At 41.4% G+C, this 15,102-nt stretch carries 16 protein-coding genes; 1 reads left to right on the top strand and 15 read right to left on the bottom strand.

What is annotated here, in order from left to right; genetic code table 11:
- Positions 1-4: 4 nt before the first annotated feature.
- The 13 genes from B1K71_RS10085 to B1K71_RS10025 all read right to left on the bottom strand — a co-directional run bounded on the left by B1K71_RS10085 (position 5) and on the right by B1K71_RS10025 (position 9,770).
- Positions 5-517, bottom strand: a complete 513-nt coding sequence (locus B1K71_RS10085; protein ID WP_077326512.1) for a DinB family protein — start codon at positions 515-517, stop codon at positions 5-7.
- Between the two features lie 5 nt (positions 518-522).
- Positions 523-843 carry a DUF1697 domain-containing protein gene (locus tag B1K71_RS10080; protein WP_342742158.1) on the bottom strand — a complete coding sequence of 107 codons (321 nt, stop codon included), beginning with the start codon at positions 841-843 and terminating at the stop codon, positions 523-525.
- Between the two features lie 22 nt (positions 844-865).
- Positions 866-1,066 (bottom strand): DUF1697 domain-containing protein, encoded by a 201-nt coding sequence (locus B1K71_RS20270; RefSeq protein WP_175631888.1) that lies wholly within the window; start codon positions 1,064-1,066, stop codon positions 866-868.
- Positions 1,067-1,087: 21 nt separating this feature from the next.
- The gene (locus B1K71_RS10070) at positions 1,088-1,513 is read right to left on the bottom strand and encodes an NUDIX hydrolase (protein WP_342742125.1); all 426 of its coding nucleotides are present in this window, start codon (positions 1,511-1,513) and stop codon (positions 1,088-1,090) included.
- A gap of 3 nt (positions 1,514-1,516) precedes the next feature.
- Positions 1,517-1,996, bottom strand: a complete 480-nt coding sequence (locus B1K71_RS10065) for a CBS domain-containing protein (protein WP_077326504.1) — start codon at positions 1,994-1,996, stop codon at positions 1,517-1,519.
- A gap of 43 nt (positions 1,997-2,039) precedes the next feature.
- Positions 2,040-2,498, bottom strand: a complete 459-nt coding sequence (locus tag B1K71_RS10060) for a flavin reductase family protein (RefSeq protein ID WP_077326502.1) — start codon at positions 2,496-2,498, stop codon at positions 2,040-2,042.
- Positions 2,499-3,035: 537 nt separating this feature from the next.
- Positions 3,036-4,565, bottom strand: a complete 1,530-nt coding sequence (locus B1K71_RS10055; protein WP_077326500.1) for an acyl-CoA carboxylase subunit beta — start codon at positions 4,563-4,565, stop codon at positions 3,036-3,038.
- Positions 4,566-4,582: 17 nt separating this feature from the next.
- Positions 4,583-5,368 (bottom strand): enoyl-CoA hydratase, encoded by a 786-nt coding sequence (locus B1K71_RS10050; RefSeq protein WP_077326498.1) that lies wholly within the window; start codon positions 5,366-5,368, stop codon positions 4,583-4,585.
- Positions 5,369-5,377: 9 nt separating this feature from the next.
- A complete protein-coding gene (locus tag B1K71_RS10045) occupies positions 5,378-6,277 on the bottom strand; it encodes a hydroxymethylglutaryl-CoA lyase (RefSeq protein WP_077326496.1) in 900 nt (299 codons plus the stop codon).
- 31 nt (positions 6,278-6,308) lie between these two features.
- Complete coding sequence (locus B1K71_RS10040) at positions 6,309-6,521, bottom strand: acetyl-CoA carboxylase biotin carboxyl carrier protein subunit (RefSeq protein ID WP_077326494.1); 213 nt, start codon at positions 6,519-6,521, stop codon at positions 6,309-6,311.
- Between the two features lie 13 nt (positions 6,522-6,534).
- Positions 6,535-7,890: an acetyl-CoA carboxylase biotin carboxylase subunit gene (locus tag B1K71_RS10035; RefSeq protein ID WP_077326492.1), complete on the bottom strand. Its 1,356-nt coding sequence runs from the start codon at positions 7,888-7,890 to the stop codon at positions 6,535-6,537.
- A 41-nt stretch (positions 7,891-7,931) separates the two neighbouring features.
- The gene (locus tag B1K71_RS10030; RefSeq protein WP_077326489.1) at positions 7,932-9,074 is read right to left on the bottom strand and encodes an acyl-CoA dehydrogenase family protein; all 1,143 of its coding nucleotides are present in this window, start codon (positions 9,072-9,074) and stop codon (positions 7,932-7,934) included.
- A 78-nt stretch (positions 9,075-9,152) separates the two neighbouring features.
- Positions 9,153-9,770, bottom strand: a complete 618-nt coding sequence (locus B1K71_RS10025; protein ID WP_077326486.1) for a TetR/AcrR family transcriptional regulator — start codon at positions 9,768-9,770, stop codon at positions 9,153-9,155.
- Positions 9,771-10,015: 245 nt separating this feature from the next.
- On the opposite strand from B1K71_RS10025, the gene B1K71_RS10020 reads away from it, so the two are divergent.
- Positions 10,016-10,660, top strand: coding sequence for a GntR family transcriptional regulator (locus B1K71_RS10020; RefSeq protein WP_077326484.1), 645 nt, complete (start codon positions 10,016-10,018; stop codon positions 10,658-10,660).
- A 42-nt stretch (positions 10,661-10,702) separates the two neighbouring features.
- Here B1K71_RS10020 and brnQ read toward each other — a convergent pair whose 3' ends face one another.
- Positions 10,703-12,058, bottom strand: a complete 1,356-nt coding sequence (gene brnQ / locus B1K71_RS10015) for a branched-chain amino acid transport system II carrier protein (protein WP_077326482.1) — start codon at positions 12,056-12,058, stop codon at positions 10,703-10,705.
- Positions 12,059-12,626: 568 nt separating this feature from the next.
- Positions 12,627-15,077, bottom strand: coding sequence for a DNA topoisomerase IV subunit A (gene parC / locus B1K71_RS10010; protein WP_077326480.1), 2,451 nt, complete (start codon positions 15,075-15,077; stop codon positions 12,627-12,629).
- Between the last annotated feature and the right edge of the window lie 25 nt (positions 15,078-15,102).

The following is a 15,102-nucleotide window of genomic DNA, read 5'->3' as shown; positions in this document are numbered from 1 at the left end:
CCGGTTAAAAATTGGGAAGCATTTTCCGTTGAATGCGGATTTGGCCCCGGTGGTTAATTTCATCTTCAAATGTATGAAACCAGATGAAATAGTTGTTGGATGCATAATCCGCCCATTTTCGTTCGATATACAACCAGGCATCATCCCGATTCCTGAACTCATGAAGTGTACGGTTTCTGACCTTTTCGAGTTTATTAATATAGTAATCTAGCGGTTTACCGGTTATTTCACGCCGCCCTTTATCCCCAAGATCAAAAGCGGCACCCCATTCTCTAATTTCTTCATCTGTTGGCTCTCGTTCATCAAATGTTTCAATTTGAAAACCGAATTCCACAGCCGCCATATGCATTAACAATGCCCCAATTGAATTGGCGTCTTTCGCATGAACATAATCGAGCTGTTCTGTTGTCAATCCTTTTACTGCGTGATAAGTGGTCATTCGGACATAATCCATCATACGAACCAGCTGTCCGATTTGCGGTGTGTATCCTTCCCTAGGTTCAATTTTAAATTCCATTCTTTTTATCCTTCCCTTTCTTTCAGCATCATTTCCAACTTTTGGACCGTTCTCCAATTGCGCAATGTTGCAGATACCCCCAATTTTGATAGATGTCGCTGGAGGTTGGATTTGTGCGTGTTCTGTCCAAAAAACAGATATACTTCCCTGCCGCTCAACTGATATGAATCAATGGTGTTTTCAAAGTTTCCGAGATTACGGATAGATTGTTCCGAAGGTGTAGTTTCAAGAAAGGAAATATGTATGCTTTGATCATCCGAAAGCTCTTTTGTGGCGTATGGACATTCTTTTATAAGGTTGTGCCATTCTTCTTTTGTCCGCAACATCACAGGTATAGTGAATCCAAATCTATCTTTTTAGGTTCTGTTCAAGCATTTGGGTCAATGATGCAGCATCCATGTCCGAATCCAAAATGATGTTACCGCTTTGAATATATGTCTGAACATGATGCAGACCCAGTGACTCCAGGAGACTTCGCAATTCTGCCATTTTGACTTTATTTTTCTTACCAAGGTTGATTGCCCTCAGTAATGCTACATATGTTGTCACAAACATTCCCCCAATATGTATTTACTTGTGATGATGTTTCATATAGTTCAGAAGAAATTTTCTGTCTTCCGGATATGTCAGGTTCAAGTGTACTATCTCATTTGCGGACATCCAGCTAACCTCATATACAAGTTGATCCGGATCCCGTATCGTGCAATGACCGCCGATTATATTAACCGAAAAATAATGAACGCAGGAAGAAAAGTTTAATTTTCGGTACTTCTGTTTTTTCACTTTCTCAATTTGATTGATTTCTGCTATGTACCCTGTTTCTTCCGCAATTTCCCGTAAACAGCATTCAGAATAAGTTTCACCGGATTCAAGTCCACCTGATGGCACGGACCAGGTTTTTTCCTCTTCGGGAGTACCTTGAAGAACCATCAGCAATTCGTTCCGTTCATTCAGACAAATTCCTGCTGCACCGTGCCATTCCTGCAATTTAATCACCCTTTATGCATCGTCATCCGCATTCGCGATAATTGAGGTGGAAATATAACGGATCAAATCACCTCTGCTGATAACACCAACAAGAACCAAATCATCATCAACAACAGGCACTTTTTTAATGTGATGATTGGAAAAAATATTTAGAACTACTTCAATTTCATCGTTTGGTTGCACCATTTGAAGGTCTTTTTTCTGTTTCATGACCTGTTCAGCTGTATCATGAATACTGGTCGTAACTTTGTGGTGAAGGTCCTCTTTTTCATTCACCAGCACCAGTGAAAACATGTCGTAAACAGTCCTTCCCCGCGGCTGCAGATAGCGGATGATATCCCCATCACTGATGGCGCCAATCAAGCGATTGCTGTCATCTGTCACAGGAACCCCGCCAACCTTATTTTTGACAAGCAACTGTAAGAGTTCTTTTACAGTTGTATCTTTTGTAGTACTGATTACGTCTTTTATCATGAATTCTTTTATTTTCATTTCCGTCACCTCTTAATAAGTGTGTAAGCATCGGTTGTCTGAATTAATCAAGTGCACGGTATTTGCCGCTGTAAAAAATTATTGGTTCCCCTTGGTTCATATTCAAGTCTGTAACCTCAGCAATAAATATCATGTGATCGCCCGCTGTCGCAGTTTCCTTTACATGACAGGAAAGTGTAGCAATGGCACCATCAATAACAGGTATACCATCCTGTTTCACAATCGGAATCACCTGGTCTTTCTCTTTTTGCCTGGCAAAAACCATTGAAAAATCCTTCTGATCTTCGTTTAATATACTGATGCCGAATTTCTTTGTTTTTTGCAGTTTATCATACATGCTCGCCTTTTCATCTATTGAAATAGCGATTAGTTTTGGTTCCAGCGATACTGACATGAATGCATTAACAGTCATCCCCAATGTGTTGCCATCATATTCTGTCGTTACAATCGTAATGCCAGTTGCAAATTTCCCCATGGCGTTACGAAATTCTCTGCTATCCATTAATTTGTATCCCCCTCTTCCCCACTGTCTGACTTTCACTTTAGGATATCATTTTACCGAATAATTTGAAATGGATAGGCTTTAAATAGATTTACATAATAATATTATGGTTAATAAAGTATTTTTGTTTGGTATAGTTTATGATGAAAACCTATTTTCTGTTATAAACTGGATACCAAAAGAAAAAACGCTGCGTAACTGAATGACTGGAGCGGAAAAACAGTGGGGCAAGTAGAGACTTCCGTAAGTATTTGGCAAGGGCGTGCGTTATTCGGCACGTTTCAGGTTTGCTTCAGCGGAAATCCGCTTTTGTTCAGCGCGATTCAGGGTTGCTTCAGCGGGTCAGCCACTTTGTTCAGCGCGATTCAGGGTTGCTTCAGCGGGTGAGCCACTTTGTTCAGCGCGATTCAAGGTTTCTTCGGCGGGTGCGCCACTTTGTTCGGCACGTACCTTTCGGGGTTTCACGGGAAAACTTACGAAAAACAGCCGATATGAAAGGGCCTCAGCATCAAACCAAGGCCCTTTCAAACAAGCTTATTATACAGGGTAAACACCGTGTTTTCGTTCGGTAAACATTACATTCTTTTGTTCATAGATGCGGAAGCGGCTGATAAGCTCCTCCCGTAGTTTATCCGGATCAACCACCGCATCGACAACCATTTCAGAAGCCAATCGATAGATATCGATGTTATCTTTATATTCGTTTTGCTTCTCTTTGACAAAAGCCGGGCGTTCATCTTCCGGAAGTTCCGCAATTTTATTCGCATAAACGGCATTCACCGCAGCTTCAGGTCCCATAACAGCAATCTGCGCCGTTGGAAGTGCGAGACAGCAATCCGGTTCAAAGGCCGGTCCTGCCATAGCATAAAGTCCAGCACCATAGGCTTTTCTTACAACGACAGAAATTTTCGGAACGGTCGCTTCACTCATTGCAGCAAGCATTTTTGCACCGTGGCGAATAATACCTGCACGTTCAACTTTTGTTCCAATCATAAACCCTGGAATATCCATCAGGAACAGCAACGGGATATTGAAGGCATCACAAAGCTGTATGAATTTGGCAGCCTTATCAGCCGAATCCGGGAACAGTACACCGCCTTTCATCCGTGGCTGGTTGGCAATAATTCCGACAGATTTTCCGTTAATCCGAGCGAGACCGGTAATCAGTTCCGGTGCAAATTTTTTCTTAACTTCACAAAAGCTGTCTTCGTCAATCACCCGCTTAATTAAGTCGAGCATATTAAATGGTGCATTCTGGTTTTCCGGGATCAAATCAGTGATGGATTTTTCAAACTCCTTCACATCCCTGGTATCCACTGCTTTCGGTTTTTGACGAAAGTTTGGCGGGAAATAACTCATGTATTTTTTTGTATATTCAATAGCTTCTTCTTCTGATTTAACAAGAACATCACCACAGCCCGAAACAGAACAATGCATTTTTGCACCGCCCATTTCTTCAAGGCTTACCTTTTCACCGATCACTTTTTCTGCCATCCGTGGAGACCCTAAATACATGGAGGCGTTCCCATCAACCATAATGACAATGTCACAAAACGCCGGGATGTAGGCGCCGCCTGCTGCTGACGGTCCAAATAACAGACAGACCTGCGGCACACGGCCGGACAATTTTATCTGATTGTGGAAAATACGTCCTGCGCCACGACGGCCAGGGAACATTTCAATCTGGTCGGTTATCCGTGCACCTGCAGAATCAACGAGATAAAGCATCGGAATTTCGAGTTTTTCAGCTGTTTCCTGAATACGGAGAATCTTTTCAACCGTCCGTTTTCCCCATGAACCCGCTTTAACAGTTGAGTCATTAGCCATCACACAAACAGACTGACCGCTAACCTGACCGATTCCGGTTACAACACCGTCAGACGGTAATGAATCATCCATACAATTGGCAAAAAATGCATCTTCCAAATCAATACCATCATCGAATAACAGTTCCAGGCGCTTACGGACAAACAATTTTCCCTTCTCTTCATTTTTCTGATGATATTTTTCTTTCCCGCCGCTTTCAATTTTTTTAATCCTGTTTTGTAATTCTTCCAAATATGACATTACGTGACCTCCTGTTTCTATTTACCTTGATAAACAGGCTTTCGTTTCTCCTTAAATGCCTGTAACCCCTCGATTCGGTCTTGAGTCGGTATTGTTTCTTTATAACACAAATGTTCGATGGAAAGGCCGGTTGTTATATCTGACTGGTACCCCTGATTGATTGCCGTTTTTGCCTGCCGTAATGCGACCGGTCCATTTTTGGCAATCATTTTTGCCATTTCCACCGCGCTATCAAGCAGATTGTCACTTGATACAACCTGCTCGACCAGACCGATTTCAAGTGCTTTTTCAGCAGTAACCGGTTTTGCTGTAAAAATTAATTGTTTGGCTTTTCCAAGACCAATCAAACGGGTCAATCGCTGTGTGCCGCCTGCTCCCGGAATGATAGCCAGGGATGTTTCAGTCAAACCGGTTTTAACGTGGTCCGCGGCAATTCGAATATCACAGCCAAGCGCAAGTTCCAGTCCGCCGCCAAATGCTGCGCCATTCAGTGCTGCAATTACCGGCATTTTCATGTTTTCAACATTTCGCACCGTTTCGCCAATATACGAAACAGCCTCAATCACCTGTTCCTCTGCCATTCCTTTTCGTTCTTTCAGGTCGGCACCGGCACAAAATGCTTTTTCAGCAGATCCGGTAATAATCGTACAATGAATCGCTTTGTCCCGATTGATTTCTACAATGTATTTATTTAGTGCATCAAGCAATTCTTTGGACATTGCATTCATTGCTTCCGATCTATTAAGCGTTAATATAGCAATGTTTTCTATTTTTTGGTATTCCACTGGATTTGCCACTATCATTCTCCTTTTCTACCGTGTACGATTAATTACTTTCATCTGATGACTAGATAGATTCGAAACATATTGTTCAATATATAAGGATGATTGAATGATTTTATCTATATCTATTCCTGTCCTGACACCCATTCTGTCCAGCATATACAGTAAATCATCTGTCGCAAGATTTCCTGAAGCACCTTTTGCGTATGGACAGCCGCCAAGCCCGCCCACTGAACTATCAAAATTGGTAATCCCATAACTTAACGCCATTAATACATTGGCAAGAGCCGTACCCCTTGTATTATGAAAATGCATGGCAAGTTTTTCTTTTGGAAAATAGTCAAATAGACGTATAAGAACGTTTTCGACCTGTGCCGGATCCGCTACACCTATTGTGTCTCCGATTGACAGTTCATCGACCCCCATCGAAAATAAACGTTCACACACTGAAATAACGTTATCAATCGGAATATCACCTTCATACGGGCAGCCAAACACAGTTGAAACATAACCCCTAACCTTCTTTCCAGCCGATTTGGCATCCTGTGACACCTCTTGCAATACTGGATACGTATCTTTAATCGATTTGTTTATATTCTTTTTATTATGTGTTTCACTCGACGATAAAAAAAGGCATATTTCATCGACATCAACTTCTAATGCACGCTCCAGTCCCTTTCTGTTAGGGACCAGAGCTGCATAGGTGACCGCTGGATTACGTTTGATATGTCTGGCAACTTCTGTAGCATCCTTCAGTTGCGGAATCCAGTCAGGGTGTACAAAAGATGATAATTCAATATATGGCACCCCGGTTTCTGAAAGCATATTAATCCATTCAACCTTCGCCTCCGCAGGGACCATTACCGCTTCATTCTGAAGTCCATCCCGGGGACCCACTTCATTGATCTTGACTTGTTTCGGAAAGTTCAATCAAAACCCTCCCTATCATATGAAGGCAAATTTACTCAATTACCGCAATTACATCGCCTTCATTAACAAAATCACCCTCGGCTACTTTCAACTCTTTAACGGTACCAGCATCTTCGGCTGGAATCGGAATTTCCATTTTCATTGATTCCAAAATAACAATGTCCTGATCCTCTTCCACCTGTTCACCAGCACTTACTGCAATTTTCCAAACGCTTCCTGCCATTGATGCTTTTATCTCAGTCATAATTAAATTCCTCCTATTTCGCTTTAATTAATGGTAAATAATAGTTATCTACAAAACTTGTTGTCGTGTTGCCTTTTTTAAATGCTTCATGATCAATCACATCAAGCAGCATCGGTATATTTGTTTTGATGCCTTCTACTTTGTATGTCATTAATGCTTCTTTCATTCGCGAAATTGCTTCGTCCCTTGTACTGCCTTTTACAATCAATTTTCCAATCATCGGATCATAAAACGGGGTGACATCATAATTGCTCGTAACCGCTGTTTCATTTCGTACATATTCACCCTCCGGCACATGAAATGTATCAATATGACCAGGTGACGGATAAAACGTTTTCGGATCTTCAGCATAAATTCGCACCTCAATTGCATGACCATCAATTGTCAGTTCATCCTGTTTTAAATCTAATTCCTTACCGTCCGCAATTTCCAGTTGTTTTTCAACAATGTCAAGACCAGTAATTGCTTCCGTAATCGGGTGTTCCACCTGAATACGTGTATTCATTTCCAGGAAATAAAAATTTTCGTCCTCATCCACTAGAAATTCAATCGTTCCCGCGTTGGTATAGCCTAAGGATTTTGCTGCTTTCACAGCGGCTTTCCCCATTTTTTGACGGGTATTTTCGGAAATAAATTGGGAAGGTGCTTCCTCCACTACTTTTTGATTACGGCGCTGAATGGAGCATTCCCGTTCAAAAAGATGCACGGCATTACCATGATTGTCCGCCAGCAATTGAATTTCAATATGGCGGGCATTTTCCAGTTTTTTCTCCATGAACATAGCACCATCACCGAAAAAAGTTTTGGCACGTTTTGAGTTGCTCTCAAATGCTTTCATCAGTTCTTCATCAGAACGGACAACCTGCATCCCGATTCCTCCGCCACCGGCAGAAGCTTTCAGCATAATTGGATAGCCAATGTCTTTAGCGATTTCAATCGCAGCATCGGCCGAAGCAACTGCACCTTCTGTCCCGGGTACAACTGGAACACCTGCTTCCTGCATTGCTTTCCGTGCTTCAATTTTACTTCCCATTTTTTCCATTACCGTTTTAGACGGCCCGATAAACACGATATCATGTTGTGCACATTTATCAGAAAACTGTCCGTTTTCACTTAAAAATCCATATCCGGGATGAATAGCATCCACATTGGCCTCCTTGGCAATGGATATGATTTTATCCACATTCAGATAACTTTCATTTACACGTGGAGGTCCAATCAAATAGCTTTCATCAGCCATTTCGACAAATGGTGCCTTCTGATCTGCTTCCGAATAGACAGCTACTGTCCCGATGTTCAGTTTTTTGCAAGTGCGGATTACCCGTGCGGCTATTTCTCCGCGATTAGCAATCAATACTTTTTTTATCATTGGCTCTCCCCCATTTACGAATTTTGTTCAATACGCTTTCCTTAGCAGCCTAGTTGTCTCGCAATTACCATCCGCTGTACCTCGGATGTACCTTCCCCGATTTCCAACAGCTTCGCATCACGCAAATATCTTTCTACTTCATATTCACGCATATAACCGTAACCGCCGTGAATCTGAATTGCCTGGTTAGCGGCACGGAAAGCTGTTTCTGTAGCATATAACTTCGCATATGCCGCTTCTTTGGAGAACGGCTTTTCGTTATCTTTTAACCATGCTGCCTTATAAACAATATTCCTTGCCAGCTCAACTTCCATTGACATATCGGCAAGCTTGAATTGGATAGCCTGGAAATCCGAAATTGGCTTTCCGAACTGCTTGCGTTCTTTTGCATAGCTCAACGCTCTGTCAAGCGATCCCTGTGCAATACCAAGTCCAATGGCGGCAATAGAAATTCTACCGCCGTCAAGCGTATATAAAAATTGGCTGAACCCTTTATTTGGATCTCCGAGCAAGTTTGCTTTTGGTACACGAACATTATCCAGTACAATTTCCGCTGTATCCGATCCGCGGACACCCATTTTGTCATAATTGCTTGTGATGGTTATCCCCTCTGTATCTGTTGGGACAATAATGGCGGAGATTATATTTTTTCCACGTTCGTTTTTGCCGGTTACGGCTGTAACAATAATTGTTTTTGCGAAGCTGGCATTGGTAATAAAACATTTCTCGCCATTAATGATATAATCATTGCCATCTTCAACAGCAGTTGTTTTCGTTCCACCGGCATCAGAACCTGCATTAGGCTCCGTAAGACCGAAAGCCCCCAATGCCTTTCCTTCTGCCATCGGTGTAAGGAATTCACGCTTTTGCTCCTCTGTTCCGAAATAGTAAATGGGACTTGCGCCAAGTGAAACAGCTGCCGCAAAGCTAAGCCCGGTACTTCCGCAAACCCTTCCCACTTCTTCAACTGCTATAGCGTATGAAACAGTATCACCGCCTGAGCCTCCATACTCCTCGGAAAAAGGAATACCCAGCAATCCCAGTTCACCCATTTGTTCAAACGTTTCAACCGGAAATTTTGCTTCTTTGTCAATTTCAATTGCTTTTGGTTGAATAACTTCCTGAGCAAAATCTCTGACCATATTTCTGATCATTGCCTGTTCTTTTGTTAATTCAAAATTCATCTCAAACCTCCTCGTATTTTACAGCTAAGACCGACTGGTTGGTCTGTAGCTGTCATTAAAAAAAGAAAGCGATTTCTTTTAATCGGGTAAAAAAGACTTTCCTGTTCCCTTGTTATGGTATGTATTTGTCTTGAGTACAGCACGCAATATGAAATCAACAAAGATATCGCCAATTTCATCGATTGATTTTGGACCTGATTGTTTATACCACTTATATGTCCAGTTTACCATACCGAGAATTGCCATCCCTGTAATTTCTACCGGAAGATCATCCCGGAAGTCCCCTGATTTCTTTCCTTCATTGATTGTATGAATGATAATTTGTTTAAAATGATCCCGTTTTTTCTTAATTAGTGACTCATACTCCGGTTTTAAATAGATGTTCTCCTGATAAAACACGGAAATATGTGCTTTATACAGATCGAACACTTTAACAAAATCTTTTACAATCGCTTGCAGTTTCTCTTTTGGTGTGTCATAGGTACCATTTGCAATCATAGCCTTATCTAATACATACGTAATAAATGTATCATGAATGACAAACAGCAATTCATCTTTTGACGTAAAATGGTGATAAAATCCGCCTTTGGACGTGCCGACTTTCTTAACAATCTGGTTCACCGAAACACCATGGAATCCATTTTTTTCAAATAGAAACAGAGATTCCTGAATGATTCTATCTCGCAGATCCGACATGAGCCCTCCTTTCAACAACCTATAATTACTCTAGCATATTTTTCCGGTAATATAAAGCGTTTTCATTTGTGAATAATAATCGAAATTCTGGTATACCATTTGGCAGAATATCCTATCATTAATGCATAACGACTTGTTTATGAAGGATGTTAAATTACATTTCGTAATATATTGCATATTTCAATACAGCTTATTTTCATGTATACTATATTTATACAAAATGAATATTAGAAAGGCGGGTTTCCATGCCAATACCTGCAAATCATTCAAAACCTGTTCGTCAATCAGCAAAAGAGAGTGCTTTTAACCAACTTCAGCGTTGGATAATTGATGGAACACTGCTTCCCGGCGAAAAATTAAATGATACTGAACTGGCCAATGCATTGGGAATCAGCAGAACACCAATTCGTGAATCATTGCAGCTGCTGGAAGTAAATGGATTTGTTAAAATGTACCCGGGTAAAGCGACACAAGTTACTGAAATTGAACGGGATGCCATCAAAGACCTTCTCCCGCCATTGGCGGCGCTGCAATCTTTATCCGCAGAACTGGCGATTGATTCCGTGACCGAGGATCGGCTTACACAACTCGAAAACATCAACGAACGCTTTGCAAAAGCAATCTATTCCGATAACAGTTATGCCGCGTTAAAAGTTGATGAAGAATTTCACCAAGTGATTGTCGACATAACGAAAAACACTTATATCCAGGGAATGATAGAACAATTACAGGCACACGTCCGCAGGCATTTTTTCCATAATTCTATTGTCCTGACTGAAAAATCAATTGATGAACATAAAACCATTATCACCTCGTTGAGACATGGCAACAAGAAAAAAGCAGTGGAAACGATGAAAGAAAACTGGCTCCGTACACTGGAGGAATTTTAGAAAAAAATCCGGCTCACCCTTTTCCGAGGAGCCGGATTTTTTTTATGCATGAACTGTGGCTGTTTTTTGAAAACGGCTGATTGTACCGGTGATTGCTATAACAATAACAGCCGGAAGCAACCATCCAAGTCCCTGACTGTAAAAAGGCAATGTTTGCTCGTAAAAAGTTATAATTGGCTGCATCCATGTGAAATACTGGATTCCAAGTGATTCACAGAGCGACTTAAGACCATCAAAGAAACTGATCAAAAACGTAACAGCGATAGTTGAACTGTACACCACCCTTGCATGATTAAATAATGGAGAAAGGAATGTCAAAAGCATCAGCACAATTGCCAAAGGATACAAGAACATCAGAACTGGTATAGAATAGGTAATAATATTTGCCAGTCCAAAGTTTGCAAAAATAAACGTCACCGTAGTAAAGAAAACTACAAGCACTTTATAACTGACCTTTGGAAAAAGTGTATGGAAATATTCCGCATTGGCTATGGTCAATCCGATTGCAGTTGTCAAGCATGCCAATAAAATAGTAATTGCAAGAAGAATGGATCCAAACGTTCCAAAATAATAAGACGCAGCATTGCTTAAAACTGGACCGCCGGTTTTAAAAATTCCAAAAACCTGTGTGCTCGTTGCCCCTAAATATGCAATCCCTACATAAATCATTCCAAGCAGCAATATAGCAATACTGCCCGCCTTCACGGTTGTTTTAAGAATGTCGGTATTGGATGTTACACCCATTGCCCGGATTGCATTAATAACAATAATACCAAATACCAATGATGCCAGTGCGTCCATTGTATTATATCCTTCGAGGAATCCAGTTATAAATGCCCCATTTGCGTACGTTTCCTGGGGTGCTTCTATTGCTCCCATCGGATTCATAATAGCTGTAATAAGCAGAACTGCAAGCAGAATTACCAGTCCAGGAGCTAAAAACTTCCCGACGTTATCAACAAGCTTAGCTGGTTTTAATGAGAACCAAAGTACCACAGCAAAAAATAGTAATGTAAAAATAAGCAGACCTAGTTGTTGCGAAGATTCATTTACAAAAGGCGATATACCAATTTCATATGCAACTGTACCCGTACGAGGAGATGCAAAAAATGGACCGATTGTCAAATAAAGCAGTGATGTAAAAAACACGGCATATACCGGGTGTACACGGCTTGAGAGCTGCTGCAAATTACGGCTACCCGAAAAACTCATCGCTATAATTCCAAGCAGTGGCAGTCCCACTCCCGTAATTAAAAATCCTATAACTGCCGGAACAAGGTTTGTGCCGGCATTTTGTCCAAGTTGTGCCGGGAAAATCAGGTTACCAGCCCCAAAAAATAGTGCAAATAGCATGACACCAACTGCTGCATAAGACGAAAAGGACAATTTTCCATTCATGATAGGTTCCTCCTGTGATGTTTATAATATTATTTTTGATATGCAATATATCGGTGAAACCTATCATACTACTTTCTATTGCGAAATGCAATATATTACATAAAGTTTTTTGATGATTTACGGAAATTAAAAAATACCAGCCAATCACCACCGGCTGGTATCTCAAGACTGGGACATATCAGAAACGTGTAATCCAAAAGACGAACAAAAAGGAATTTAGCGGAGGAAATATACGAAGACTCCAGCGGGAGGAAAGGCATAGGTGAGACCCCGCAGTGCGACGAGCGTTACTTCCCCCGAATATGCTTCGAATTGCGAGGAGTGCTGCTTCATTGAAACACTTGCAACACGACGAGCACCAAGCACAAGGAGGCTTAGCAGCCGCCCGCGGTAAAGAAGACACTGCGAAAGCTTGCTTGAGCAGATGTCGCACTTATGCTCGAAAGTGAAAGCGTAGTATATTTCCGGAGCGGCTATACGCTCCATTCTCTAATTCGTTGTTCGGATTTTTTTGGATAATACACTTTTGTCTCAGCCTCAATCCTAAACAGATATTTCAAATTACCGATTAAACCTCGGTATCCTCAAAAACCTTATCATAAACGGCCTCTTTCCATACCTCGGTAACCTCACCCTGGTTATCACTGTCAATAACAAATGATCCATTGCTGTATCGATCACTTGCTGACAAATTAAGCGGAAAAATACTGTGTATTTTACCATTGGCTGTTCTAAAACAAATCGTATCTTCATTGTTAACGGTAAACAGCCCTTTTATTCGATGCGGTTTGCTTTTTAATTCACGAAGCATTAGCAGACCACGGTTTGCCCGGCTTGTTTTTTCAAATTCACTCAATTTCATGCGCTTGCACGCGCCGCGCTGTGTAACAACTACAATCGAAGGCTCTGTTAAATCATCAAATACCTGACCACTGACAACATGTTCTCCTTCTTTCAACTTCATTGCTTTTACTCCCGCTGCCCGCTGACCAACAACAGAAATTTCCGATTCATGATACCATAACCCAAATCCTTTATTGGAAGCGACAAACACATCTGAATGTCCATTTGTCTGCAATACGTTTACGACTTCATCATCACCTTTTAAGTTCAAGGCAATTAGTGCTTTGGAGTAGCGCTGTGCATCATAAAGTTTCAATTCGCTTCGTTTCACCATACCATTCCTGGTAAAGAAGATCAGATAACTGTCCTCCTGAAATTCGCGAACCGGAATACATTGAACAATGCTTTCATCCTTTTCAATGGAGACAATGTTGGATATATGCTGACCAAGATCTTTCCATCGGATATCAGGCAGTTCATGGACAGGAACGAACAAATATTTCCCTTTCGTTGTGAACAGAAGCAGCTTATCGGTTGTATTCAGTTCCATCAAACTAACCAGATGATCCTCATCCTTCATGGCAAAATCTTCGCCGTTGGAGGCGCCGTATGACCGGATACTGGTCCGTTTTACATAACCGCTTCTCGTAATAGAAACCAGAACATCTTCGCTGGCAACAGTTACTTCAATATTGAATGTCAACTCTTCAATTTTATCTTCAATTCTTGTTTTCCGATTATCGGAAAAAGTCTTCTTCAGCTGTCTGAGATCCTTCTTAATCGCCTGGTAAAGCTTTTTCTCATTGCCAAGCAATTCCTCATATTCTGCGATTGCTTTACGTAGTTCATCGGCTTCCTTTTCCAATGATGTTATATCTGTGTTTGTCAATCTGTATAACTGCAGCATTACAATTGCTTCGGCCTGAGCCTCGGTGAAATCATACTTTTCCATAATCCGCTTTTTGGCATCACCTTTATCTTTTGATGCCCGAATGGTCGCAATCAGTTCGTCCAGAATGGAAATCGCCTTTATCAAACCTTCCACAATATGTGCACGATCATTCGCTTTTTTTAAGTCATACTGTGTTTGGCGTGTCATGACCTCTTTTTGGTGTTCGATGTAAGCATCAAGAATTTGCGGAAGCGACAGCACTTTAGGTGTCTTATTTTGGATAGCCACCATATTAAAATGGTATGTCACTTGCAAATCTGTATTTTTATACAGATAATTCAGGACACCTTCACTGTTGGCATCTTTTTTCAATTCGACTACAACCCGAAGCCCGGTACGATCTGTCTCATCTCGTACTTCGGCAATCCCCTCAACTTTACGATCAATGCGCAGCTCATCCATTTTTTTTACCATACTGGCCTTATTGACTTCATACGGGATTTCATCAATTACAATTTGCTGCCTGTTGCCACGAACGTCTTCAACAGTTGCTTTCCCCCGCACAATAATCTTACCTTTTCCGGTTTCATAAGCCTGACGAATACCATCAATCCCCTGAATAATACCACCTGTCGGAAAATCAGGTCCTTTCATCACCTGCATCAATTCATCCACTGTAACAGATGGTTTATCAATTCTCTTTATAACGGCATCGATTACCTCCGCCAGATTATGCGGCGGTATATCTGTTGCATACCCTGCAGAAATTCCGGTCGATCCATTTACAAGGAGATTCGGAAATTTTGCAGGAAGAACAACCGGTTCGGAAATCGTGTCATCAAAGTTCGGTATAAAATCGACGGTTTCTTTTCCAATGTCACGCAGCAGTTCGGATGAGATTTTCGATAAACGTGCTTCCGTATAACGCATTGCTGCGGGTGGATCACCATCAATACTACCGTTGTTTCCGTGCATTTCAACCAATGCATTTCTGATTTTCCATTCCTGACTCAGCCGCACCATCGCATCATAGACGGATGTGTCCCCATGCGGATGGTAATTACCAATAACCGTACCAACCGTTTTGGCTGATTTTCGGAAATTTTTTTCATGTGTATTCTTTTCCTCATGCATTGCATAAAGGATTCTGCGCTGTACAGGTTTTAAACCGTCCCGCGCGTCAGGCAGGGCACGATCCTGGATAATATATTTACTGTATCTGCCAAATCTGTCTCCCATCACTTCTTCCAGTGGAAGATCCAGATAGCTTTCTGACTGTGCCAAACTAATCCCCCCTTAATTCTGGCTG

Source organism: Virgibacillus siamensis (assembly GCF_900162695.1).
GTDB classification, from domain to species: domain Bacteria; phylum Bacillota; class Bacilli; order Bacillales; family Amphibacillaceae; genus Lentibacillus; species Lentibacillus siamensis_A.
Note: the sequence above shows the minus strand (reverse complement) of the source record. Positions and strands in the feature narration are given on the sequence as shown.

Bases quoted from the DNA above. Each gene is read 5' to 3' on its own strand.
- B1K71_RS10040 (WP_077326494.1), bottom strand. From the start codon at position 6,521: ATGACTGAGATAAAAGCATCAATGGCAGGAAGCGTTTGGAAAATTGCA.
- brnQ (WP_077326482.1), bottom strand. From the start codon at position 12,058: ATGAATGGAAAATTGTCCTTTTCGTCTTATGCAGCAGTTGGTGTCATG.
- B1K71_RS10020 (WP_077326484.1), top strand. From the start codon at position 10,016: ATGCCAATACCTGCAAATCATTCAAAACCTGTTCGTCAATCAGCAAAA.
- B1K71_RS10065 (WP_077326504.1), bottom strand. From the start codon at position 1,996: ATGAAAATAAAAGAATTCATGATAAAAGACGTAATCAGTACTACAAAA.
- B1K71_RS10060 (WP_077326502.1), bottom strand. From the start codon at position 2,498: ATGGATAGCAGAGAATTTCGTAACGCCATGGGGAAATTTGCAACTGGC.
- B1K71_RS10030 (WP_077326489.1), bottom strand. From the start codon at position 9,074: ATGAATTTTGAATTAACAAAAGAACAGGCAATGATCAGAAATATGGTC.
- B1K71_RS10035 (WP_077326492.1), bottom strand. From the start codon at position 7,890: ATGATAAAAAAAGTATTGATTGCTAATCGCGGAGAAATAGCCGCACGG.
- B1K71_RS10080 (WP_342742158.1), bottom strand. From the start codon at position 843: ATGTTGCGGACAAAAGAAGAATGGCACAACCTTATAAAAGAATGTCCA.
- B1K71_RS10050 (WP_077326498.1), bottom strand. From the start codon at position 5,368: ATGATAGTGGCAAATCCAGTGGAATACCAAAAAATAGAAAACATTGCT.
- B1K71_RS10055 (WP_077326500.1), bottom strand. From the start codon at position 4,565: ATGTCATATTTGGAAGAATTACAAAACAGGATTAAAAAAATTGAAAGC.
- B1K71_RS10085 (WP_077326512.1), bottom strand. From the start codon at position 517: ATGGAATTTAAAATTGAACCTAGGGAAGGATACACACCGCAAATCGGA.
- B1K71_RS10025 (WP_077326486.1), bottom strand. From the start codon at position 9,770: ATGTCGGATCTGCGAGATAGAATCATTCAGGAATCTCTGTTTCTATTT.